This window comes from Pseudomonas serbica, assembly GCF_028823535.1.
GTDB lineage: Bacteria > Pseudomonadota > Gammaproteobacteria > Pseudomonadales > Pseudomonadaceae > Aquipseudomonas > Aquipseudomonas serbica.
In genome coordinates this window covers 358,008-381,986 of sequence record NZ_JAQIYM010000004.1, presented here as the reverse complement: position 1 = coordinate 381,986, position 23,979 = coordinate 358,008, and the positions used below count along the sequence as shown (strand labels likewise).

Sequence of the window (23,979 nt, the reverse complement as noted above, 5' to 3'; positions counted from 1 at the left end):
TCGCGTTTTCATGGAAAAGACCAAGCAGGTTGCACCTTCCGCGGTGCCGCGCCATGTCGCGATCATCATGGATGGTAATAATCGCTGGGCGAAAAAACGCTTTATGCCGGGTGTCGCCGGGCATAAAGCGGGTGTGGATGCGGTTCGGGCGGTCATCGAGGTGTGTGCCGAAGCCAAGGTGGAAGTGCTGACCCTGTTCGCGTTCTCCAGCGAGAACTGGCAGCGTCCTGCCGATGAAGTCAGTGCCTTGATGGATCTGTTCTTCAAGGCATTGCGTCGAGAGGCCAAGCGCCTCAACGACAACAACATCAGCTTGCGCATCATTGGCGACCGTTCGCGCTTTCATCCGGAGCTTCAGGCTGCCATGCGTGAAGCCGAGGCCATGACAGCCGGCGCCAATCGCTTCGTCCTGCAGATCGCCGCCAACTACGGCGGTCAGTGGGATATCGCACAAGCCGCACAGCGTCTGGCGCGTGAAGTTCAGGCAGGGCACCTGCGGCCGGAAGACATTACCCCGGAACTGCTGCAAACCTGTCTGGCCACCGGCGACCTGCCGTTGCCGGACTTGTGCATCCGTACCGGCGGCGAACATCGCATCAGTAACTTCCTGCTGTGGCAACTGGCCTACGCCGAGTTGTACTTCTCCGACCTGTTCTGGCCGGACTTCAAACACGATGCCATGCGCAATGCGCTGGCCGATTTCGCATCTCGCCAGCGCCGCTTCGGTAAAACGAGCGAGCAGGTCGAGGCTGGAGCCCGGGTTTAATGCTTAAACAACGAATCATCACCGCGCTGATCCTGCTGCCGATTGCCCTGTGTGGGTTTTTTCTGCTGGAGGGTTCCGCTTTTGCGCTGTTCATCGGCCTGGTCGTGACCCTGGGCGCCTGGGAATGGGCGCGCCTGGCCGGTTTCACTGCGCAAGCGTTTCGTGTCGGCTATGCCGCCGTCGTCGCAGTGATGCTGTTCGTCATGTACATCCTGCCTGGCCTGGCGCCCTGGGTGCTGGGGGCTTCGGTGCTCTGGTGGGCGCTGGCGACCTATCTGGTGCTGACCTACCCGCGCTCCAGTGCGCATTGGGCGAGCGCCGCCTGCAAGCTGTTGATCGGCCTGCTGATCCTGTTGCCGGCCTGGCAAGGCCTGGTGCAGATCAAGCAGTATCCGCTGGGCAACTGGTTGATCATGGCGGTGATGGTGTTGGTCTGGGGGGCGGACATTGGCGCTTATTTCTCCGGGCGTGCTTTCGGCAAGCGCAAGTTGGCGCCTCAGGTCAGCCCAGGCAAAAGCTGGGAAGGCGTATATGGCGGCCTGGCCCTGAGCCTTGTGATCACCACCCTGGTTGCCCTGGTGCGCGACTGGACGGTGGCTGAATTGTTCAAGGGGCTGATCGGCGCTGCGCTGATCGTGTTCATCTCGGTGGTGGGTGATCTCACCGAAAGCATGTTCAAGCGCCAGTCCGGGATCAAGGACAGCAGCAACCTGCTACCTGGGCATGGTGGCGTGCTGGACCGCATCGACAGCCTGACCGCGGCGATCCCGCTGTTTGCCGTGCTGTTGTGGATGGCCGCACCGTGAGCCGCCCTCAGCAGATTACCGTCCTGGGGGCGACCGGTTCGATCGGTCTGAGCACCCTGGATGTCATCGCTCGTCACCCCGAGCGCTATCAAGTCTTCGCCTTGAGCGGTTTCAGTCGTCTGAGTGAACTGCTGGCGCTGTGCGTGCGTCACGCGCCACGGTACGCCGTGGTGCCTGAAGCCAGTGCTGCCCGCCGATTGCAGGATGATCTGCACGCCGCCGGCCTATCGACTCGCGTACTGGTAGGGGAGGAGGGGTTGTGCCAGGTGGCTGCCGACCCTGAGGTCGATGCGGTGATGGCGGCCATCGTCGGTGCGGCGGGCTTGCGCCCGACCTTGGCGGCCGTCGAGGCCGGCAAGAAGATCCTCCTGGCCAACAAGGAAGCGCTGGTCATGTCTGGCGCATTGTTCATGCAGGCCGTGCGCAAGAGCGGGTCGGTGTTGCTGCCGATCGACAGTGAGCACAACGCGATTTTCCAGTGCATGCCCCGGGATTTTGCCCGTGGCCTGGAGTCGGTCGGCGTGCGCCGGATCCTGCTGACCGCCTCTGGCGGTCCGTTCCGGCAGACGCCCATGGCTGAACTGGCGCATGTTTCGCCCGAGCAGGCCTGTGCCCACCCTAACTGGTCCATGGGGCGCAAGATCTCGGTCGATTCGGCCAGCATGATGAATAAAGGGCTTGAGTTGATCGAGGCCTGTTGGCTGTTCGATGCCAAGCCTTCCCAGGTTGAGGTGGTGATCCACCCGCAAAGCGTGATTCATTCGCTGGTCGACTACATCGACGGTTCGGTCTTGGCCCAGTTGGGTAACCCCGACATGCGCACGCCGATTGCCAACGCCCTGGCCTGGCCGGAGCGAATCGACTCCGGCGTGCCGCCGCTGGATCTGTTTGCCGTCGCGCGCCTGGACTTCCAGGCTCCGGATGAAGATCGGTTCCCGTGCCTGCGCCTGGCGCGTCAGGCAGCCGAGGCGGGCAACAGCGCTCCGGCGATGTTGAATGCGGCAAATGAAGTCGCTGTGGCAGCCTTTCTCGACGGACGGGTTCGTTACCTGGAAATCGCGAGTATCATCGAGGAAGTACTCAATCTCGAACCTGTGGTTGCAGTGAGTGATCTTGAGGCGGTGTTCACGGCGGACGCCAAGGCGCGTGTGCTGGCCGGGCAATGGTTAAGTCGCCACGGGCGTTAAGTATTGCAATGCGCTGGCCCATGCAGCACTGGATGCAGCACTGGATGCAGGGCTCGATAGAAATGCGGAGAAAATAGATGAGCGCGCTCTATATGATTGTCGGCACCCTGGTCGCTTTGGGCGTGCTGGTTACCTTCCACGAGTTCGGCCATTTCTGGGTCGCGCGTCGCTGTGGGGTCAAGGTGCTGCGTTTCTCCGTGGGCTTCGGCATGCCGCTGCTGCGCTGGCACGACAGGAAGGGTACTGAATTCGTGGTAGCTGCCATTCCGCTGGGTGGCTACGTGAAAATGCTCGATGAGCGTGAGGGTGAAGTACCGGCCGATCAGCTCGATCAATCCTTCAACCGTAAAACCGTGCGCCAGCGTATTGCGATCGTGGCGGCGGGGCCGATTGCCAACTTCTTGTTGGCGATGGTGTTTTTCTGGGCATTGGCGATGCTCGGCACCGAACAGGTCCGTCCGGTCATTGGTGCTGTAGAGTCTGGAAGCCTGGCTGCCAAGGCGGGCCTGAATGCAGGCCAGGAAATCGTGGCCATCGACGGCGAGCCCACTTCGGGTTGGGCGGCGGTCAATCTGCAATTGGTCCGTCGCCTGGGTGAAAGCGGTTCACTGCAGCTGGTGGTTCGTGAGCAGGGCACCACAGTGGATTCGCCTCGTGAGCTGGTGCTGGACAAATGGCTCAAGGGCGCTGATGAGCCGGATCCAATTCGCTCCCTGGGCATTCGCCCCTGGCGCCCGGCATTGCCGCCCGTCCTCGCTGAACTGGACTCCAAAGGCCCGGCCCAGGCTGCCGGCCTGAAGACCGGTGACCGGCTGTTGGCGCTCGACGGCAAGGCGGTGGATGACTGGCAACAGGTCGTCGATACAGTCCGCATGCATCCTGATACCAAAATCATGCTGCGGGTCGAGCGTGATGGTGCTCAAATCGATGTCCCGGTGATGTTGGCTGCCCGTGGCGAAAAAAAGGCACCCAGTGGTTACTTGGGGGCAGGGGTAAAAGCTGTCGATTGGCCACCAGAGATGATTCGCGAAGTCAGTTACGGGCCGTTGGCAGCCGTGGGGGAGGGGGCTCGCCGCACTTGGACGATGAGCCTGCTGACCCTCGATTCGCTGAAGAAAATGTTGTTCGGTGAGCTCTCGGTAAAAAACTTGAGTGGACCGATAACCATTGCTAAAGTGGCGGGCGCTTCGGCCCAGTCGGGTGTCGCTGATTTCCTGAATTTCCTTGCTTATCTGAGTATTAGCCTGGGGGTTCTGAATTTGCTGCCCATTCCTGTGCTGGATGGGGGGCATTTGTTGTTTTATCTGATTGAGTGGGCGCGTGGTCGTCCCTTGTCGGATCGGGTGCAAGGTTGGGGGATACAGATCGGTATCAGTTTGGTGATCGGGGTGATGTTGCTTGCTCTGGTTAATGATCTGGGTCGACTGTAACGCTTCGCTGAATTGCGAATCTGCCGCATTTTGCGGCAGTTTTTATTGCCAGTTGGAATAAGAAAGGACTTCATGAAACGTCTGCTGCTAACTGCGGTTCTCACCGTATTGATGATCGCCGAAGTTCACGCCGAGTCCTTCACTATCTCTGATATTCGCGTCAATGGCCTCCAGCGGGTCTCCGCGGGTAGCGTCTTTGGTGCTTTGCCGTTGAACGTCGGTGAACAGGCGGATGATCGTCGCCTGGTGGAATCCACTCGTGCGCTGTTCAAAACCGGGTTCTTTCAAGATATCCAGCTGGGCCGCGATGGCAACGTCCTGGTCATCACGGTAGTCGAGCGTCCGTCGGTTGCCAGTATCGAGATCGAAGGCAACAAGGCGATCTCCACCGAAGACCTGATGAAGGGCCTCAAGCAATCCGGCCTGGCCGAAGGCGAGATCTTCCAGCGCGCCACCCTCGAAGGTGTACGTAACGAGCTGCAGCGCCAGTACGTGGCCCAGGGTCGCTACTCGGCTACCGTCGACACCGAAGTGATCCCGCAGCCACGCAACCGCGTCGGCTTGAAGGTCAACATCAACGAGGGCACCGTTGCGGCTATCCAGCACATCAACGTGGTGGGCAACACGGTGTTCGCGGACGAAGACCTGATCGACCTGTTCGAACTCAAGACCACCAACTGGCTGTCGTTCTTCAAGAACGATGACAAGTACGCCCGTGAAAAACTCTCCGGTGACCTGGAGCGCCTGCGTTCCTACTACCTTGACCGCGGCTACATCAACATGGATATCGCTTCGACCCAGGTGTCCATTACCCCGGACAAGAAGCACGTCTACATCACCGTCAACATCAACGAAGGTGACAAGTACACCGTTCGTGACGTGAAGCTGAGCGGCGACCTGAAAGTCCCTGAAGACCAGGTCAAGTCCCTGCTGCTGGTGCAGAAAGGCCAGGTGTTCTCGCGCAAGCTGATGACCACCACGTCCGAACTGATCACCCGTCGCCTGGGTAACGAGGGCTACACCTTCGCCAACGTCAATGGCGTGCCTCAGCCCCACGATGACGATCACACGGTAGACATCACTTTCGCCGTCGATCCAGGCAAGCGTGCCTACGTGAACCGCATCAACTTCCGTGGCAACACCAAGTCCGAAGACGAAGTGCTGCGTCGTGAAATGCGTCAGATGGAAGGCGGTTGGGCGTCGACCTACCTGATCGACCAGTCCAAGACCCGTCTGGAACGTCTGGGCTTCTTCAAGGAAGTCAACGTTGAAACCCCGGCCGTACCGGGTGTCGATGACCAGGTTGACGTCAACTACAGCGTTGAAGAGCAGGCCTCCGGTTCGATTACCGCCAGTGTCGGTTTCGCCCAGAGCGCGGGCTTGATCCTCGGTGGTTCGATCACCCAGAACAACTTCCTCGGTACCGGTAACAAGGTCAGCATCGGCTTGACCCGCAGTGAATACCAGAGCCGCTATAACTTCGGTTACGTCGACCCCTACTGGACTGCCGATGGCGTGAGCCTGGGCTACAACGCCTTCTATCGTACAACTGACTACGACGACCTCGACGTCGACGTTGCCAGCTATGCCGTGGACAGCCTGGGTGCGGGCGTGAGCGTCGGCTACCCGATCAGTGAGACTTCGCGTCTGACCTTCGGCCTGACGGCCCAGCAGGACGAGATCAAGACGGGTGTGTATACCGTTGACGAGATCTTCGACTTCGTTAACAAGGAAGGCGACAAGTACCTGAACTTCAAGGCTTCGGCCGGTTGGTCCGAGTCCACCTTGAACAAAGGCGTACTGGCAACGCGTGGTCATTCCCAGAGCCTCGTGCTGGAAACCACGACGCCGGGCAGCGACCTGTCGTTCTTCAAGCTCGATTACCGCGGCCAGTTGTTCCAGCCTTTGAGCGACAACTACACCATGCGCCTGCATACCGAATTGGGTTATGGCGATGGCTACGGTTCGACCGATGGCTTGCCATTCTATGAAAACTACTATGCTGGTGGTTTCAACTCGGTTCGTGGCTTCAAGGACAGCACTCTGGGTCCTCGCAGTACCCCAAGTACCGGCAAGAACCCTGGCACTGCTTTCGACCCGGACCAGGATCCGCTGCCGTTCGGTGGTAACGTGCTGATCCAGGGTGGTGTGGAAGTACTGTTCCCGCTGCCGTTCGTCAAGGACCAGCGTTCCCTGCGCACTTCGGTATTCTGGGATGTGGGTAACGTATTCGACTCATCGTGCTCGGATACTGTGAACGCCGATGGCACGAAGTCCAACACCAAGTGTAACGATATCAGTCTGAGCAATATGGCCAGTTCCGTCGGTGTGGGTGTGACCTGGGTCACCGCACTGGGTCCTCTGAGTTTCGCGCTGGCCCTGCCAGTCAAGAAGCCGGATGACGCTGAAACTCAAGTGTTCCAATTCTCCCTCGGCCAGACGTTCTAAGCGTCTGACCCAAGATAACGACAATGGATTTTGTAGGAGTGCATCGTGCGTAAGTTGACTCAATTGGTTCTCCTGGCTTCCGTACTGGTCGCAGGTCCGGCATTTGCCGACATGAAAATCGCTGTCCTGAACTATCAGATGGCCCTGCTGGAGTCCGATGCGGCCAAGAAATACGCCGTGGATGCCGAGAAGAAATTCGGTCCTCAGCTGAGCAAGCTCAAGACCCTGGAAAGCAGCGCCAAGGGGATCCAGGATCGTCTGATGGCCGGTGGCGACAAAATGCAGCAAGGCGAGCGTGAGCGTCTGGAGCTTGAATTCAAGCAAAAGGCCCGCGACTTCCAGTTCCAGTCCAAGGAGCTGAACGAAGCCAAGGCCGTTGCCGACCGTGAAATGCTGAAGCAGCTCAAGCCGAAACTGGACAGCGCTGTGGAAGAAGTCATCAAGAAAGGTGCTTTTGACCTGGTCTTCGAGCGTGGTGCAGTGATTGATGTCAAACCTCAGTACGACATCACGCGCCAGGTTATCGAGCGCATGAATCAGCTGAAATAATCCATGACAGTGACCATTAAGCTCGGCCAACTGGCCGAGTTCCTCGGCGCCACGCTACGTGGCGACCCGGAGAAAGCAATTACTGGGCTAGCCACCTTGCAGGAGGCTGGCCCAGCTCAGTTGAGCTTTCTCGCAAACCCCCAATACCGGAAATACCTGGCAGGCAGTCAGGCGGCAGCGTTGTTGCTCAAAGCCGCTGACGCCGAAGGTTTTGTCGGGGATTGCCTGGTGGTGCCCGATCCTTACGCTGCCTACGCGCGTGTTTCCCATTTGTTCGATCCCAAGCCCAAGGCGGCCGCCGGCGTTCACCCGACGGCAGTGATTGCCGCGGACGCGGTGGTCGATCCGGCTGCGAGTATCGGTGCATTTGCGGTCATCGAAAGCGGGGCGCATATTGCCGCCGGTACCACTATTGGCGCGCATTGCTTCATCGGCGCCCGTAGCGTTGTCGGCGAAGGTGGCTGGCTGGCACCGCGCGTCACGCTGTATCACGACGTGCGCGTGGGCAAGCGGGTGGTGATTCAGTCCGGTGCAGTGCTCGGTGGTGAAGGCTTCGGCTTTGCCAACGAGAAAGGCATCTGGCAGAAAATCGCCCAGATCGGCGGTGTCTTGGTCGGCGACGACGTGGAAATCGGCGTGAATACCGCCATCGACCGTGGCGCGCTGGCCGATACCGTCATTGGTAACGGCGTGAAGCTCGACAACCAGATTCAGATCGCCCACAACGTCCAGATTGGTGATCACACCGCCATGGCGGCGTGCGTGGGTATCTCCGGCAGCACCAAAATCGGCAAGCATTGCATGCTCGCCGGTGGCGTAGGGCTGGTGGGGCATATCGATATTTGCGACAACGTGTTCATCACCGGGATGACCATGGTGACCCACTCGATCACCGAGCCGGGTGCCTATTCGTCCGGTACGGCGATGCAGCCAGCCGCCGAGTGGCGCAAAAGCGCGGCACGTATCCGCCAGCTCGATGACATCGCGCGGCGTCTGCGACAGCTGGAAAAGCAAACAGGGGAAGTGACCCCTGGCGGTAATGCTTCATCAGATGGCTGATACCATTTCCATATCAAGCGTGCACAGCCGCTAGACTGCGACCTTGATTTGCTAGAGGAGTGTGCGTCAGTCGCGCACTCCCAATCTTTACATAGGCTTCCCCCCGAAATGATGGACATCAACGAGATTCGCGAATACCTGCCTCACCGTTACCCGTTCCTGCTGGTGGACCGGGTAGTGGAGCTGGATGTTGAAGGCAAGCGCATTCGCGCCTACAAGAATGTCAGCATCAACGAACCGTTCTTCAATGGTCACTTTCCTGCGCATCCAATCATGCCAGGCGTACTGATCATCGAAGCGATGGCTCAGGCTGCAGGGATCCTTGGTTTCAAGATGCTCGACGTGAAACCCGCCGACGGCACCCTTTATTACTTCGTCGGCTCCGACAAGCTGCGCTTCCGCCAGCCTGTACTGCCGGGCGATCAGCTGATCCTTGAAGCCAAGTTCATCAGCTGCAAGCGTCAGATCTGGAAGTTCGAGTGCCAGGCTTCGGTCGATGGCAAGCCGGTCTGCTCTGCTGAAATCATCTGCGCGGAACGCAAACTATGAGTTTGATCGACCCTCGCGCAATCATCGATCCGACGGCCGTTCTGGCTGACGGCGTCGAGGTCGGCCCGTGGTCGATCATCGGCGCAGGTGTGGAAATCGGCGAGGGGACCGTGATCGGGCCGCATGTGATTCTCAAGGGCCCGACCCGAATCGGTAAGTACAACCGTATCTACCAGTTTTCCTCGGTAGGTGAGGACACGCCCGATCTGAAATACAAAGGCGAGGAAACCCGCCTGGTGATGGGCGACCACAACGTCATCCGCGAAGGCGTGACGATCCATCGTGGGACCATTCAGGACCGTTCGGAAACCACCCTGGGCGATCACAACCTGATCATGGCGTACGCCCACATCGGTCACGACAGTGTCATCGGCAACCACTGCATCCTGGTCAACAACACGGCGCTGGCCGGCCACGTGCACGTGGAAGACTGGGCGATCCTGTCCGGTTTTACCCTGGTTCATCAGTATTGCCACATTGGTGCCCACAGCTTTTCCGGCATGGGTACGGCGATCGGCAAGGACGTCCCGGCGTATGTCACGGTGTTCGGCAACCCGGCCGAAGCCCGCAGCATGAACTTTGAAGGCATGCGCCGTCGCGGTTTCAGCGAAGACGCGATCCACGCCCTGCGTCGTGCCTACAAGGTGGTCTATCGCCAGGGCCTGACGGTTGAGCAGGCGCTCGCCGAACTGGCCGAATCCTCTGCCCAGTTCCCGGAAGTGGCGGTGTTCCGCGACTCCATACAGTCCTCGACCCGCGGCATCACACGCTAACCATGGCCAATTTGCGTATTGCGCTGGTGGCAGGTGAGGCTTCCGGCGACATTCTGGGCGCGGGTCTGATGCGCGCGCTGAAGGCTCGCCATCCGGCGGTCGAGTTCATCGGTGTCGGCGGCCCGTTGATGCAGGCCGAAGGCCTGGCGTCCTACTTTCCCATGGAACGTCTGTCGGTGATGGGCCTGGTGGAAGTCTTGGGTCGGTTGCGTGAATTGCTGGCGCGCCGTAAGAAGCTGGTGGCCGACCTGATCGCCGCGAAACCAGACGTGTTCATCGGCATCGATGCCCCGGACTTCAATCTCAATATCGAACTCAAGCTGCGTCAGGCCGGGATCAAGACCGTGCATTACGTCAGCCCGTCGGTCTGGGCCTGGCGGCAGAAGCGGGTGCTGAAGATTCGCGAAGGTTGCGACCTGATGCTTACGCTGTTCCCGTTCGAAGCGAAATTCTACGAAGAGAAGGGTGTGCCGGTGCGGTTTGTCGGGCATACCCTGGCCGATGCCATTCCGCTCGAAGCCGACCGCGCTGCGGCGCGAGCCGAGTTGGGATTGCCTGAAGGGCCGTTGGTTGCACTGATGCCGGGCAGTCGTGGCGGCGAAGTGGGCCGGCTCGGTGCCTTGTTTCTCGATACGGCCCAGCGCCTGCGGGCAATGCGACCCGGAGTGCGGTTTGTAGTGCCATGCGCCAACCCACAGCGCCGGGCCCAGCTTGAAGAACTGCTGGTGGGTCGCGATTTGCCGCTGACCTTGCTCGACGGCAAGTCCCATCTGGCCTTGGCGGCATGCAATGCCGTGCTGATTGCCTCCGGTACAGCAACGCTTGAAGCCTTGTTGTACAAGCGGCCAATGGTCGTTGCCTATCGCCTGGCACCGCTGACGTTCTGGATTCTCAAGCGCATGGTGAAAAGCCCCTACGTCTCCTTGCCGAACCTGCTGGCCCAACGCCTGTTGGTGCCCGAGTTGCTGCAGGATGACGCCACCGTCGAAGCCTTGGCCCAGACCTTGTCGCCGCTGATCGAAGGTGGCCAGGAGCAAACCCGTGGTTTTGATGAAATTCACCGGACCCTTCGTCTGGACGCTTCCAACCAGGCTGCGGATGCAGTGCTGAACCTGATCGGCCAAGTACAATGAGTAAAGCAAGCATGCAGATGGGGCTGGATTTCACCTTGGTCGCTGAAGTGGAAGAATTGGTTGCCGGTGTCGACGAAGTCGGCCGCGGCCCACTCTGTGGCGCCGTGGTGACGGCGGCTGTGATTCTTGATCCGAACCGTCCGATCCTCGGCCTGAACGACTCGAAGAAGCTCACCGAGGCCCGGCGCGAAAAACTCTACGACGAAATCTGCGAAAAAGCCCTGAGCTGGTGCATTGCCCGCGCCGAAGTCGAAGAAATCGATGAGCTGAACATCCTCCACGCCACCATGCTGGCCATGCAGCGCGCCATCGCCGGGCTGCACATCCAGCCGAAACTGGCGATGATCGACGGCAACCGTTGCCCGAAACTGTCGATGCGTGCCGAAGCGGTGGTGCAGGGCGATGGCAAGGTTCCGGCGATCGCCGCGGCATCGATCCTGGCCAAGGTCAGTCGCGACCGTGAAATGGCTGCTTTCGAATTGATCTACCCGGGTTACGGGATCGGCGGGCACAAAGGCTACCCGACGCCCGTTCATCTGGAAGCGCTTGCACGCCTGGGGCCGACCCCGATTCACCGACGCTCGTTTGCCCCGGTGCGTCTGGCGTACGAGGCCCGGGAGAGTCTCATCGAGACTTAGTTGCAAGGCTGATTTTTTTTACCAAGGCCCGGTACAATCCGGGCCTTGTTGTTTTCATGACTTAACGCAGGATCACTATGCCGGCTTCATTCGTTCACCTACGCCTGCACACTGAATACTCCCTGGTCGACGGTCTGGTGCGGATCAAGCCGCTGGTCAAGACGCTGGTCGGCATGAACATGCCTGCCGTAGCGGTCACTGACCAGAACAACATGTGTTCCCTGGTCAAATTCTACAAGAACGCCATGGGTGCCGGGATCAAGCCGATCTGCGGCGCCGACCTGTGGCTGTCGAACAAGGATCCGGACAACCCCCTGAGCCGGATCAGCCTGCTGGTGATGAATGCCGCGGGTTATCGCAACCTCACCGAGTTGATTTCTCGCGGTTTCATCGAAGGGCAACGCAATGGCTCGATCATCATCGAGCGTGAGTGGGTAGCCGAAGCCAGCGACGGCCTGATCATGCTGTCGGCGGCCAAGGAAGGCGAGATCGGCCAGGCCATGCTCAGCGGAAACCCCGACGAAGCGGAAAACCTGGCGCGTGAATGGATGGCGGTTTTCCCGGATCGCTTCTACCTGGAAATCCAGCGCACCAACCGCCCCAACGATGAAGAGCAATTGCACGGTGCCGTGGCGCTGGCAGAGAAGATCGGCGCACCGCTGGTCGCGACCAACGACGTGCGCTTCATCAAGCAGGAAGATTTCGCCGCCCACGAAACCCGTGTGTGCATCGGCGAGGGTCGGGCCCTCGACGACCCGCGACGTTCGAAGAATTACAGCGATCAGCAGTACCTCAAAAGTGCCGAGGAAATGGCCGAGCTGTTCAGCGACATTCCCGAGGCGCTGGAAAACACCGTCGAGATCGCCAAACGCTGCAACATCGAAGTCAAGCTGGGCACGCACTTCCTGCCCAACTTCCCGATTCCCGATGGCATGACCATCGATGAGTACTTCCGCAAGGTGTCCTTCGATGGCCTGGAGGAACGGCTGTCCGTCCTGTTGCCCAAGGACACCACCGAAGACTACGAAGCCAAGCGCCAGGTCTATGTCGACCGGCTGAATTTCGAACTGGATATCATCATCCAGATGGGGTTCCCCGGTTACTTCCTGATCGTGATGGACTTTATCCAGTGGGCCAAGAACAACGGCGTGCCGGTAGGTCCAGGCCGTGGATCGGGTGCCGGGTCGCTGGTGGCCTACGTGCAGAAAATCACCGACCTCGACCCGCTGGAATATGACCTGCTGTTCGAACGTTTCCTCAACCCGGAACGGGTTTCCATGCCCGACTTCGACGTCGACTTCTGCATGGACGGTCGCGACCGGGTGATCGACTACGTTGCCGAGAAATACGGCCGCAACGCGGTAAGCCAGATCATCACGTTTGGTTCCATGGCCGCCAAGGCTGTGGTCCGCGACGTGGCGCGGGTGCAGGGCAAGTCTTACGGCCTGGCGGATCGCCTGTCGAAGATGATCCCGTTCGAAGTCGGCATGACCCTGGAAAAGGCCTACGAACAGGAAGAAATCCTGCGCGACTTCATCAAGGTCGATGAGGAAGCCGCGGAAATCTGGGAGATGGCCCGCAAGCTTGAAGGCGTTGTACGTAACGTCGGCAAGCACGCCGGTGGCGTGGTGATCGCGCCGACCAAGCTGACTGACTTCTCGCCTATTTATTGCGACGAAGCAGGCGATGGCCTGGTAACCCAGTTCGACAAGGACGACGTTGAAGCCGCCGGCCTGGTGAAGTTCGACTTCCTGGGCCTGCGGACCCTGACGATCATCGACTGGGCGCTGAAGACCATCAACCGTGACCGCGCCAAGGTCAACGAGCCGCCGCTGGACATCGCGTTCATCCCGCTGGACGACAAACCGACCTACAGCCTGCTGCAAAAAGCCGAAACCACGGCGGTGTTCCAGCTTGAATCGCGCGGCATGAAGGAGCTGATCAAGAAGCTCAAGCCCGACTGCCTGGAAGACTTGATCGCACTGGTGGCACTGTTCCGCCCCGGCCCGCTGCAATCGGGCATGGTGGACGACTTCATCAACCGTAAGCACGGTCGCGCCGAACTGGCGTATCCGCACTCGGACTACCAGTACGAAGGCCTCAAGCCAGTATTGGCCCCGACCTACGGCATCATCCTGTACCAGGAACAGGTGATGCAGATTGCCCAGGTGATGGCGGGCTACACCCTCGGTGGTGCGGACATGCTGCGTCGGGCGATGGGTAAGAAAAAACCCGAGGAAATGGCCAAGCAGCGAGGCGGTTTCATCGAAGGTTGTGCGACCAACAACATCGATGCGGACCTCGCCGGTAACATTTTCGACCTGGTGGAAAAATTCGCCGGTTACGGCTTCAACAAGTCCCACTCCGCAGCCTATGGCCTGGTGTCGTACCAGACCGCGTGGCTGAAAGCGCACTACCCGGCGCCGTTCATGGCCGCGGTGCTTTCGGCGGACATGCACAACACCGACAAGGTCGTGACCTTGATCGAAGAAGTGCGCACGATGAAGCTGCGTCTCGACGCGCCGGACGTGAACACGTCCGAGTTCAAGTTCACGGTGAACGACGAAGGCCGGATCATTTATGGCCTTGGCGCGATCAAGGGCGTGGGTGAGGGCCCGGTGGAGGCGATCACCGAAGCGCGGCAGGACGGTCCGTTCAAGGACCTGTTCGACTTCTGTGCCCGGGTCGACCTCAAGCGCATCAACAAGCGCACCCTCGACGGCTTGATCCGTAGCGGTGCGCTGGATCGCCTGGGCCCGTATTTCCATGACGAAGCCAAAGCCTATCAGGCCAATATCGACCGCAACCGAGCGGTATTGCTGACCGCGATGGAAGAGGCGATCAAGGCCGCCGAACAAACCGCCCGTACCCACGACAGCGGGCATGCCGACCTGTTTGGCGGGCTGTTTGTCGAAGAGGATGCCGACGTCTACGCCAATCACCGCAAGGCCAAGGAACTGACCCTCAAGGAACGGCTCAAGGGTGAGAAAGACACCCTGGGCCTGTACCTGACCGGTCACCCGATCGACGAATATGAAGGCGAAATCCGCCGGTTCGCCCGTCAGCGCATCATCGACCTCAAGCCTGCGCGCGATACCCAGACCGTTGCCGGCATGATCATCGCCCTGCGGGTGATGAAGAACAAGAAAGGCGACAAGATGGGCTTCATCACCCTCGACGACCGTTCGGGGAGGATCGAAGCGTCGCTGTTCGCCGATGCGTTCCATTCCGCGCAATCGCTGTTGCAGACCGATGCGATGGTGGTGGTCGAAGGTGAAGTCAGCAACGACGACTTCTCCGGCGGCCTGCGCTTGCGGGTCAAGCGCGTGATGAGCATGGAAGATGCGCGCACCAACCTGGCCGAAAGCCTGCGCCTGAAGTTGCATGCCAAGGATCTCAAGGGCGATCAGCTACGCTGGCTGGGTGAGCTGTTGAAGCGTCACCGCGGTGCATGCCCGATCACCATGGACTACACCAGTCCCGATGCGAAAGCCTTGCTGCAGTTCGGCGAAGGCTGGCGAATTGACCCGGCGGATGCGTTGATTCAAGCCCTGCGTGACCAGTTCGGGCGAGACAACGTCTTCCTCCAATACCGTTAACGGTCAGGGTGTCGCTTTTGACTTTGAGCGGGACCCTGAGCTTGACCAGAATTTAATCTCGACCTGAACGCGCCTGTCCCTTATGGTAGGGCGCGAATAGACAACCGGCCGGCCCAAGCTCTCTTGGACGTCGACCCAAGACGGACGCCTATGAACCCGAATTTTCTAGATTTCGAACAGCCGATCGCCGACCTGCAAGCCAAGATCGAAGAGTTGCGCTTGGTCGGTAATGACAATTCGCTGAATATCGGCGATGAGATTTCCCGCCTGCAGGACAAGAGCAGTACGCTGACCGAGGACATCTTCGGCAAGCTGACCAGCTGGCAGATCGCGCGTCTGGCGCGTCACCCGAAGCGTCCATATACCCTGGACTACATCGAACACATCTTCACCGAGTTCGATGAGCTGCACGGCGACCGCCACTTCTCCGACGACGCTGCCATCGTGGGCGGCATTGCCCGCCTGGACGACCAGCCAGTCATGGTCATCGGTCACCAGAAGGGCCGCGAAGTGCGCGAAAAGGTTCGCCGCAACTTCGGTATGCCGCGTCCGGAAGGCTACCGCAAGGCCTGTCGCCTGATGGAAATGGCCGAGCGTTTCAAAATGCCGATCCTGACCTTCATCGACACCCCGGGTGCTTACCCTGGCATCGACGCTGAAGAGCGCAACCAGAGCGAAGCGATTGCCTGGAACCTGCGCGTGATGGCTCGCCTGAAAACCCCAATCATCGCCACTGTGATCGGTGAGGGTGGTTCCGGTGGTGCGTTGGCCATCGGCGTTTGCGATCAGCTGAACATGCTGCAGTACTCGACCTACGCGGTGATCTCGCCGGAAGGTTGCGCCTCGATCCTGTGGAAAACCGCCGAGAAAGCACCGGACGCCGCAGAGGCCATGGGCATCACTGCCGAGCGTCTCAAGGGCTTGGGCATCGTCGACAAGGTAATTGGCGAGCCATTGGGCGGCGCGCACCGTGATCCGGCAGCTGCGGCTGCCTCGATCCGTGCCGAGCTGAGCACGCAACTGGCGATGCTGAAGAAGCTCGACCACAAGGCGCTGCTGGACCGTCGTTACGAGCGTCTGATGAGCTACGGTCTCTGATCTGACCGCGCTTTACTCATGTGGGAGCGGGCTTGCTCGCGAACGCGGTATAACAATCGACAATTTTGTTGGATGTTAAGCCCCTTCGCGAGCAAGTCGAATCGTCGCACCGGCGCTCCCACATTTGATTTGCGCTAGGTGATCGATATGAGTCATCCCATGATGAATCTGCCTGGCAGGCTGTTGCTGAATCTTCAGCCCTGGCGCCACGCTACAACCTGGCATATCGCTTTCTCCGGTGGTCTCGATTCCACCGTGCTGCTTCATCTCCTCGCCGATCTGGCAAAAAACCAATCTCTGCCAGCGTTGAACGCCATCCATGTCCATCATGGCCTTCAGGCTGCGGCTGAGGCGTGGCCAGAGCATTGCCGTTCTATGTGCGAGTCGCTGGGAGTGCCGCTGCAAGTCATTCGCGTCCAGGTGCAACCCGGCGCCAGCCTTGAGCGTGCCGCCCGTGATGCGCGGTATGCGGCGTTCATCGAGGCCACTCAAGCCAATGAAGTGCTGCTGACGGCCCAGCACCGAGACGATCAGGCGGAAACCTTGCTGTTTCGCCTGCTACGTGGGGCTGGCGTAAGAGGATTGTCAGGGATGCCGCGCCAGCGCCCGCTGGGCAAGGGGCAACTGCTGAGGCCCTTGCTCGATGCAACCCGTGCCGAGCTTGAGGCCTATGCATCGCAACACAAGCTGCGCTGGATCGAGGATCCTTCAAACCAGGATCGCCAGTTCTCACGCAATTACCTGCGTCATCAGGTGTTCCCGGCCTTGACCCAACGCTGGCCGCAGGCCATGGCGAGCATGGCGCGCAGTGCTGCGCATTTGAGCGAGGCGCAGGAATTGCTAAATGAGCTGGCACGGATCGATTTGAGCGAGGCCAGCGCCGCCAGCGAATTCGATTGGTTGAAATTGCCGTCGATCAAGTTGGCGACTCTGGAAAAACTTTCCGACGCCCGCCAGCGAAATGCGCTCAGCCACTGGCTCGAACCCCTGACTCGGCTGCCAGACAGTGACCATTGGTCGGGTTGGCTCGATTTGCGCGATGCCACCGGCGACGCCCGGCCGATCTGGCGCCTGGCCGAGGGTGAGCTGCATCGGGCGGGCGGGCGTATCTGGTGGTTATCCGGTCGCTGGTTGCGCCCAGCGCCAGTGCCTGGAGCATGGCTTGAGCCCGCGCAGCCGCTGGCGTTGCCCGACAACGGTGTGCTCACGCTGAATGGGCAAATCCCTGATGGCCCCTTGCAGATCCGCTATCGTGAAGGGGGCGAGGTGATGGAGTTAGCTGGCCGCGGCCATCGCGACCTGAAGCGATTGCTCAACGAGCGCGGGGTGCCGCCGTTCGTGCGCGGCAGATTGCCGCTGCTGTTCAAAGACGGGCAATTGCTGGCGGTGGCCAATCTGTCGGGGCTGGATGGCGAGGCGGCCGGAGGCTGGAATCTACATTGGCAACCACCAGGCGAAGATCAAGGTTTGAGCTGAAAGGGGCTTTCCGGTAGACTACGCTCCCTTCTTGATACAACTTCTGTGGATTCGCCTGAATTGCAGGAGTTGCCGATTACCAAGCAGTCTTTGCTGGGCGATTCCAAAAAATGTGTAGCGAGCAACGAACCGGTGTTTCATCTCCCGGTCTGTCCCAACGCGGCGGTTTTTTTGAAAGGTGCACTGTGATTAATGCAGGTGATCGGGGGCTTCGGCCTTCCTTCGCTTTCCCCGGCGGCTCGGACCGCTTTAACGCAGACTTCTAGGGTTTTTCATGACGCGCTACATATTCGTCACGGGCGGTGTTGTTTCTTCATTGGGGAAAGGCATTGCATCGGCATCATTGGCGGCCATCCTGGAGGCGCGGGGACTTAAGGTCACCATGCTGAAGCTGGACCCGTACATCAACGTCGACCCGGGCACCATGAGCCCGTTCCAGCACGGTGAGGTGTTCGTCACCCACGACGGCGCCGAGACCGACCTGGACCTGGGCCACTACGAGCGGTTCATCCGCACGACCATGACCCAGAACAACAACTTCACCACCGGCCGTGTCTACGAACACGTCCTGCGCAAAGAGCGCCGTGGTGACTACCTGGGTGCAACCATCCAGGTGATTCCGCACATCACCGACGAAATCAAGCGCCGCATCATCAAGGGCGCGGGCGATGCCGACGTGGCGATGGTCGAGATTGGTGGCACCGTGGGTGACATCGAGTCGCAACCGTTCCTCGAGGCCATCCGCCAGCTGCGTTTCGAAGTCGGCGCCAAGCGCGCGATGCTGATGCACCTGACACTGGTGCCGTACATCGCCACTGCCGGCGAAACCAAGACCAAGCCAACCCAGCACTCGGTGAAGGAACTGCGTTCCATCGGCCTGCAGCCAGACGTGCTGGTCTGCCGCTCCGACCACCCGATCGATGTGTCTTCGCGTCGCAAGATCGCGCAGTTCACCAACGTTGAAGAACGTGCGGTGATCGCTCTGGAAGACGCCGATACCATCTACAAGATCCCGGGCATCCTGCACTCCCAGGGCCTGGACGATTTCGTCGTCGAGCGTTTCGGCCTGCAATGCGGCGGTGCCGATCTGTCCGAATGGGAAGCCGTGGTCGACGCCAAGCTCAACCCTGAGCACGAAGTGACCATCGCCATGGTCGGCAAGTACATGGAGCTGCTGGACGCCTACAAGTCGCTGATCGAAGCGATGAGTCACGCCGGCATCAGCAACCGTACCAAGGTCAACCTGCGCTACATCGATTCCGAAGACATCGAGAACCAGGGCACCGCGCTGCTGGAAGGCGTCGACGCGATCCTGGTGCCTGGCGGCTTCGGTCTGCGTGGCGTGGAAGGCAAGATCACTGCCGTTCAGTACGCTCGCGAAAACAAGGTGCCATACCTGGGTATCTGCCTGGGCATGCAAGTGGCCGTGATCGAGTTCGCACGTAACGTGCTGGGCTGGAAAGACGCCAACTCCACCGAGTTCGATCGCGCCAGCGGTCACCCGGTCGTGGGCCTGATCACCGAGTGGGAAGATGCCACCGGCGCTGTCGAAATCCGTACCGAAGCGTCCGACCTGGGTGGCACCATGCGCCTCGGCGCGCAGGATTGCCTGCTGGAGCCGGGCTCCCTGGTTCACGATTGCTACGGCAAGGACGTGATCGTCGAGCGTCACCGTCACCGCTACGAAGTGAACAACAACCTGCTGCCGCAAATCATCGAAGCCGGCCTGAAAATCTCCGGTCGCTCCGGTGATGGCGCGCTGGTCGAAGTGGTTGAAGCCCCGGATCATCCATGGTTCGTCGCTTGCCAGTTCCACCCTGAGTTCACCTCGACGCCTCGCGACGGTCACCCGTTGTTCAGCGGTTTCGTCAAGGCAGCTTTGGCTCAACACCAGAAGAAGGCTTGAACCTCATGGCGCAGAAGATCATCCGCGTAGGCGATATCGAGATTGCCAACGACAAGCCCATGGTGCTGTTCGGTGGCATGAACGTGCTGGAAAGCCGCGACATGGCGATGCAGGTCTGCGAAGAGTACGTGAAGGTTACCCAGAAACTGGGTATCCCTTACGTGTTCAAGGCCAGCTTCGACAAGGCCAACCGTTCCTCCGTGACCTCTTACCGTGGCCCCGGCCTGGAAGAGGGCATGCGGATTTTCCAGGACATCAAGCAAGCCTTCGGCGTGCCGATCATCACTGACGTCCACGAGCCCGAGCAGGCCGCGGTCGTCGCTGAAGTCTGCGAGATCATCCAGCTGCCGGCCTTTTTGTCGCGCCAGACCGACCTCGTGGTCGCGATGGCCAAGACCGGCGCGGTGATCAACATCAAGAAAGCCCAGTTCCTCGCACCTCATGAAATGAAACACATCCTGAGCAAGTGCGTGGAAGCGGGTAATGATCAGTTGATCCTCTGCGAACGCGGTTCGAGCTTCGGCTACAACAACCTGGTGGTCGACATGCTCGGCTTCGGCATCATGAAGCAGTTCGAGTACCCGGTGTTCTTCGACGTGACCCACGCGCTGCAAATGCCCGGCGGTCGCTCCGATTCCGCCGGCGGTCGTCGCGCCCAGGTCACCGACCTGGCGAAGGCCGGCATGAGCCAGTCCCTGGCGGGCCTGTTCCTGGAAGCCCACCCGGATCCGGACAACGCCAAGTGCGACGGTCCTTGCGCCTTGCGCCTGGACAAACTGGAGCCATTCCTGGCCCAGCTCAAGGCTTTGGACGAACTGGTGAAGAGTTTTCCTGCCATAGAAACCGCGTAATATCGGCAACCCCGATCCTGTGTAGGAGCTGGCTTGCCAGCGATGAGGCCCGAAAGGACGCCATCGCCAGCAAGCCGGCTCCCACAAATGTGACCTGTAGGAGCTGGCTTGCCAGCGAAGGGGCCCGAAAGGACGCCATCGCCAGCAAGCCGGCTCCCACAAAGTAATGCGAAAGTTATAAATCGAGCGGTACAGCGTTTTCGTCAACTTTGGAGTGTTTACAACAATGGCTAAAATCGTCGACATCAAAGGTCGTGAAGTTCTCGACTCCCGTGGCAATCCCACCGTGGAAGCGGATGTGCTTCTCGACAACGGCATCATCGGCAGTGCTTGCGCGCCGTCCGGTGCTTCCACTGGCTCGCGTGAAGCGCTCGAGCTGCGTGATGGCGACAAGAGCCGTTACTTGGGCAAGGGCGTCCTGAAGGCCGTCGCCAACATCAACGGTCCGATCCGCGACCTGTTGAAAGGCATGGACCCAAGCGACCAGAAAGCGCTGGATCACGCGATGATCAAGCTCGACGGTACCGAAAACAAGGCAACCCTGGGCGCCAACGCGATCCTCGCCGTTTCCCTGGCCGCGGCCAAGGCAGCAGCACAGGACCAGGACCTGCCGCTGTACGCTCACATCGCCAACCTGAACGGTACCCCGGGTGTCTACTCGATGCCGGTTCCGATGATGAACATCATCAACGGTGGCGAGCACGCCGATAACAACGTCGACATCCAGGAATTCATGGTGCAGCCGGTTGGCGCCAAGTCTTTCTCGGAAGGCCTGCGCATGGGTACCGAGATTTTCCATCACCTCAAGGCTGTCCTGAAGGCCCGTGGCCTGAGCACTGCCGTGGGTGACGAAGGTGGTTTCGCCCCTAACCTGGCTTCCAACGAAGACGCTTTGAAAGTGATCTCCGAGGCCGTGGCCAACGCCGGTTACAAGCTGGGCACCGACGTGACCCTGGCCCTGGACTGCGCAGCCAGCGAATTCTACGAAGACGGCAAGTACAACCTGTCCGGCGAAGGCCAGGTGTTCACCGCTGAAGGTTTCGCTGATTACCTGAAAGGCCTGACCGAGCGTTACCCGATCATCTCCATCGAAGATGGCCTGGACGAGTCCGACTGGGCTGGCTGGAAAATCCTCACCGACAAGATCGGCGAGAAGACCCAGCTGGTAGGCGACGACTTGTTCGTGACCAACACCAAGATCCTGAAAGAAGGCATCGACAAGAAGATCGCCAACTCGATCCTGATCAAGTTCAACCAGATCGGCACCCTGACCGAAACCCTGGAAGCCATCCAGATGGCCAAGGCCGCTGGTTACACCGCCGTGATCTCGCACCGTTCGGGCGAAACCGAAGATTCGACCATTGCCGACCTGGCCGTGGGCACTTCGGCTGGCCAGATCAAGACCGGCTCCCTGTGCCGTTCCGACCGCGTTTCCAAGTACAACCAACTGCTGCGTATCGAAGAGCAGTTGAATGGCAAGGCCAAGTACAACGGTCGCAGCGAATTTCGCGGTTGATCGATTGCTGATAAAAAGACAGCGGATTGTGTCGGAAAAATCGCTATAGCGACGTTTTTGCCACTAATCTGATGCCTTATAAGCACAAGCCTGGTTCTTCCAGGCTTCGTGCTATCAGTAGCTTCATGTTTTGATGTGGCTGTCTTTTTTCACTGGATACCTGATATTCGATGCGCAGTCCCAATTGGTTGTTCCTCGTCTTGCTCCTGCTGCTGGCTGGCCTGCAGTACCGCCTGTGGGTGGGAAACGGAAGTCTGGCGCAAGTGGCCGAGCTGACTCAGCAGATTGCCGATCAGCAAGCTGAGAACCAGACGCTGCTGGAGCGCAATCGGGTGATGGACGCGGAAGTCAGTGAGTTGAAAAAGGGCATGGAGACCGTTGAAGAGCGGGCTCGCCATGAATTGGGCATGGTCAAGGACGGTGAAACCCTTTACCAGTTGGCACAATGAACCTGTCTCTGCCGGCCTTCTGGGCCGTGATTCCTGCCGCGGGTGTCGGTGCCCGTATGGCCGCGGACCGTCCCAAGCAATATCTGCAACTGGGCGGGCGCACTATTCTCGAACACAGCCTCGGCTGTTTCCTCGATCATCCTGGCCTGAAGGGCCTGGTGGTCAGTCTTGCTGTTGATGATCCTTATTGGCCGAACCTGGCCTGTGCTGGCGACAAACGCATCCAACGCGTCGACGGCGGCGCCGAGCGTTCCGGGTCGGTGCTCAATGCCTTGCTGCACTTGCATGCGTTGGGTGCTGAGGATGAGGATTGGGTGCTGGTGCACGATGCGGCACGGCCCAACCTGAGTCGCGATGATCTGGACAAGTTGTTGGGCGAACTGGCGGATGACCCGGTGGGCGGACTGTTGGCGGTGCCTGCGCGGGATACGCTTAAACGGGTCGATAAACAGGGTCGTGTGGTTGAGACCGTGGATCGCAGTGTGATCTGGCAGGCCTACACACCGCAGATGTTTCGCCTGGGTGCACTGCATCGCGCATTGGCGGACAGCCTGGTGGCGGATGCTGTCATCACCGATGAAGCGTCGGCCATGGAGTGGTCCGGGATGGCGCCTCGGCTGATCGAAGGGCGATCCGATAACCTTAAGGTCACTCGCCCTGAAGACCTTGAATGGTTGAGACAGCGTTGGACGAACCGCCGCTGAAAGATCGCGTACAACGTGCCCCTGCAGGGACTGCCGAAGGCGGAATCTTTTGCTCTTAACCCCGATACTCCGGCCGCTCGGCCAACCCTTCCTTCAAATAATCCACCAGCTTGCGCACCTTGGGCGACAAATGCCGTTGCTGCGGATACAGCGCCCACACCGCCGTATTGGGCGGTTGATGCGCTTCCAGCAGCGAAATCAATGCGCCGCTTTTCAGATGCTCCAGCACGTAATAATCCGGTAGCTGACACAACCCCACGCCCTGTAGCGCCGCATCCAGCACCGCTTGCCCACTGTTGCAGCGCCAGTTTCCCTGCACCCGTTGCGAAAATTCCCGTCCGTTTTGTTCCAGTTGCCAGAGGTCCGAACTGCCAATGAGACAATTGTGCCGGCTCAATTCCGACAAGCTGTGTGGCCGACCATAACGTTCCACGTAGGAAGGCGACGCGCATAGATACATGCGCCGTGGCGCCAGGCGCGTGGCCACCAGTCTCGAGTCCTGCAGGCGCCCCAGGCGGATCGCCAGGTCCAGGCCCTCATGCACCAGGTCGAGTTGGCGGTTACTCAATTCGATGTCGATCCGCAGTTGTGGATAAAGCCCCATGAAACGGGTCACCAGCGGCACGATGAACCGTTCGCCGTACGCCACGGCACAGGTCATGCGCAGCATGCCCTTGGGTTCGCTGGTCAAGTCGCCGACCGCCCGCAGCGCTTCTTCGCGACCATCCTGCAAACGCTGGCAATGTTGCAGGAACGTTTGCCCGGCCTCGGTCAGTGTGACCCGGCGCGTGCTGCGATAGAGCAGACGGGTTTGCAGGCGCTCTTCGAGGCGTACGATTTGTCGACTGATATGCGAGGACGAAACGCCCAGGCGTTCCGCGGCAGCGGTGAACTGGCTGCATTCGGCGACGGCAACGAATTCGTCGATACCTTCCCAGCGACTGTCAGGCATTTAATGATTATCCCTGTATGGCAATAATGTTTTGCTTTTGTCCTGATTATTCACCGTAAGACGCTGTATTACACTCCTTGTCTCGTTTTT

20 protein-coding genes are annotated in these 23,979 nt (G+C 59.7%); 19 read left to right on the top strand and 1 reads right to left on the bottom strand.

What is annotated here, in order from left to right:
* The first annotated feature begins 10 nt into the window (after positions 1 to 10).
* The 19 genes from uppS to ispD all read left to right on the top strand — a co-directional run bounded on the left by uppS (position 11) and on the right by ispD (position 22,937).
* The gene (gene uppS / locus NQL71_RS08770; protein ID WP_046816513.1) at positions 11 to 766 is read left to right on the top strand and encodes a polyprenyl diphosphate synthase; all 756 of its coding nucleotides are present in this window, start codon (positions 11 to 13) and stop codon (positions 764 to 766) included.
* A complete protein-coding gene (locus NQL71_RS08765; protein ID WP_046816514.1) occupies positions 766 to 1,572 on the top strand; it encodes a phosphatidate cytidylyltransferase in 807 nt (268 codons plus the stop codon). Before uppS ends, NQL71_RS08765 begins: the two co-directional genes overlap by 1 nt.
* Complete coding sequence (gene ispC / locus NQL71_RS08760) at positions 1,569 to 2,759, top strand: 1-deoxy-D-xylulose-5-phosphate reductoisomerase (RefSeq protein ID WP_046816515.1); 1,191 nt, start codon at positions 1,569 to 1,571, stop codon at positions 2,757 to 2,759. The genes NQL71_RS08765 and ispC overlap by 4 nt, the downstream gene beginning before the upstream one ends.
* Before the next feature lie 77 nt (positions 2,760 to 2,836).
* Positions 2,837 to 4,189, top strand: a complete 1,353-nt coding sequence (rseP, locus tag NQL71_RS08755) for an RIP metalloprotease RseP (RefSeq protein ID WP_046816516.1) — start codon at positions 2,837 to 2,839, stop codon at positions 4,187 to 4,189.
* 72 nt (positions 4,190 to 4,261) lie between these two features.
* Positions 4,262 to 6,637, top strand: a complete 2,376-nt coding sequence (bamA, locus tag NQL71_RS08750) for an outer membrane protein assembly factor BamA (RefSeq protein ID WP_077184456.1) — start codon at positions 4,262 to 4,264, stop codon at positions 6,635 to 6,637.
* Between the two features lie 45 nt (positions 6,638 to 6,682).
* Positions 6,683 to 7,186 (top strand): OmpH/Skp family outer membrane protein, encoded by a 504-nt coding sequence (locus NQL71_RS08745; protein WP_008057318.1) that lies wholly within the window; start codon positions 6,683 to 6,685, stop codon positions 7,184 to 7,186.
* Positions 7,187 to 7,189: 3 nt separating this feature from the next.
* On the top strand, positions 7,190 to 8,245 hold the full coding sequence (lpxD, locus tag NQL71_RS08740; protein ID WP_046816518.1) for a UDP-3-O-(3-hydroxymyristoyl)glucosamine N-acyltransferase: 1,056 nt from the start codon (positions 7,190 to 7,192) through the stop codon (positions 8,243 to 8,245).
* 108 nt (positions 8,246 to 8,353) lie between these two features.
* A complete protein-coding gene (gene fabZ, locus NQL71_RS08735) occupies positions 8,354 to 8,794 on the top strand; it encodes a 3-hydroxyacyl-ACP dehydratase FabZ (RefSeq protein ID WP_007978374.1) in 441 nt (146 codons plus the stop codon).
* The gene (lpxA, locus tag NQL71_RS08730; protein ID WP_046816519.1) at positions 8,791 to 9,567 is read left to right on the top strand and encodes an acyl-ACP--UDP-N-acetylglucosamine O-acyltransferase; all 777 of its coding nucleotides are present in this window, start codon (positions 8,791 to 8,793) and stop codon (positions 9,565 to 9,567) included. Before fabZ ends, lpxA begins: the two co-directional genes overlap by 4 nt.
* 2 nt (positions 9,568 to 9,569) lie before the next feature.
* On the top strand, positions 9,570 to 10,700 hold the full coding sequence (lpxB, locus tag NQL71_RS08725) for a lipid-A-disaccharide synthase (protein ID WP_046816520.1): 1,131 nt from the start codon (positions 9,570 to 9,572) through the stop codon (positions 10,698 to 10,700).
* An 11-nt stretch (positions 10,701 to 10,711) separates the two neighbouring features.
* Positions 10,712 to 11,338 (top strand): ribonuclease HII, encoded by a 627-nt coding sequence (gene rnhB, locus NQL71_RS08720; RefSeq protein WP_046816521.1) that lies wholly within the window; start codon positions 10,712 to 10,714, stop codon positions 11,336 to 11,338.
* Positions 11,339 to 11,415: 77 nt separating this feature from the next.
* Complete coding sequence (gene dnaE, locus NQL71_RS08715; RefSeq protein WP_248686057.1) at positions 11,416 to 14,937, top strand: DNA polymerase III subunit alpha; 3,522 nt, start codon at positions 11,416 to 11,418, stop codon at positions 14,935 to 14,937.
* Between the two features lie 150 nt (positions 14,938 to 15,087).
* Positions 15,088 to 16,035, top strand: coding sequence for an acetyl-CoA carboxylase carboxyltransferase subunit alpha (locus tag NQL71_RS08710; protein WP_046816523.1), 948 nt, complete (start codon positions 15,088 to 15,090; stop codon positions 16,033 to 16,035).
* A gap of 159 nt (positions 16,036 to 16,194) precedes the next feature.
* Positions 16,195 to 17,511, top strand: coding sequence for a tRNA lysidine(34) synthetase TilS (tilS, locus tag NQL71_RS08705; protein WP_425520678.1), 1,317 nt, complete (start codon positions 16,195 to 16,197; stop codon positions 17,509 to 17,511).
* 274 nt (positions 17,512 to 17,785) lie between these two features.
* Positions 17,786 to 19,417 (top strand): CTP synthase, encoded by a 1,632-nt coding sequence (pyrG, locus tag NQL71_RS08700; protein WP_046816525.1) that lies wholly within the window; start codon positions 17,786 to 17,788, stop codon positions 19,415 to 19,417.
* 5 nt (positions 19,418 to 19,422) lie between these two features.
* Complete coding sequence (kdsA, locus tag NQL71_RS08695; protein ID WP_077184445.1) at positions 19,423 to 20,268, top strand: 3-deoxy-8-phosphooctulonate synthase; 846 nt, start codon at positions 19,423 to 19,425, stop codon at positions 20,266 to 20,268.
* Positions 20,269 to 20,494: 226 nt separating this feature from the next.
* On the top strand, positions 20,495 to 21,784 hold the full coding sequence (gene eno / locus NQL71_RS08690) for a phosphopyruvate hydratase (RefSeq protein WP_077184442.1): 1,290 nt from the start codon (positions 20,495 to 20,497) through the stop codon (positions 21,782 to 21,784).
* 170 nt (positions 21,785 to 21,954) lie between these two features.
* Positions 21,955 to 22,233 (top strand): cell division protein FtsB, encoded by a 279-nt coding sequence (gene ftsB / locus NQL71_RS08685; protein WP_008057335.1) that lies wholly within the window; start codon positions 21,955 to 21,957, stop codon positions 22,231 to 22,233.
* Positions 22,230 to 22,937 carry a 2-C-methyl-D-erythritol 4-phosphate cytidylyltransferase gene (ispD, locus tag NQL71_RS08680; protein WP_046816528.1) on the top strand — a complete coding sequence of 236 codons (708 nt, stop codon included), beginning with the start codon at positions 22,230 to 22,232 and terminating at the stop codon, positions 22,935 to 22,937. Before ftsB ends, ispD begins: the two co-directional genes overlap by 4 nt.
* A gap of 55 nt (positions 22,938 to 22,992) precedes the next feature.
* On the opposite strand, the gene NQL71_RS08675 is transcribed toward ispD, so the two are convergent.
* Positions 22,993 to 23,889, bottom strand: a complete 897-nt coding sequence (locus tag NQL71_RS08675) for a LysR family transcriptional regulator (RefSeq protein ID WP_046816529.1) — start codon at positions 23,887 to 23,889, stop codon at positions 22,993 to 22,995.
* Between the last annotated feature and the right edge of the window lie 90 nt (positions 23,890 to 23,979).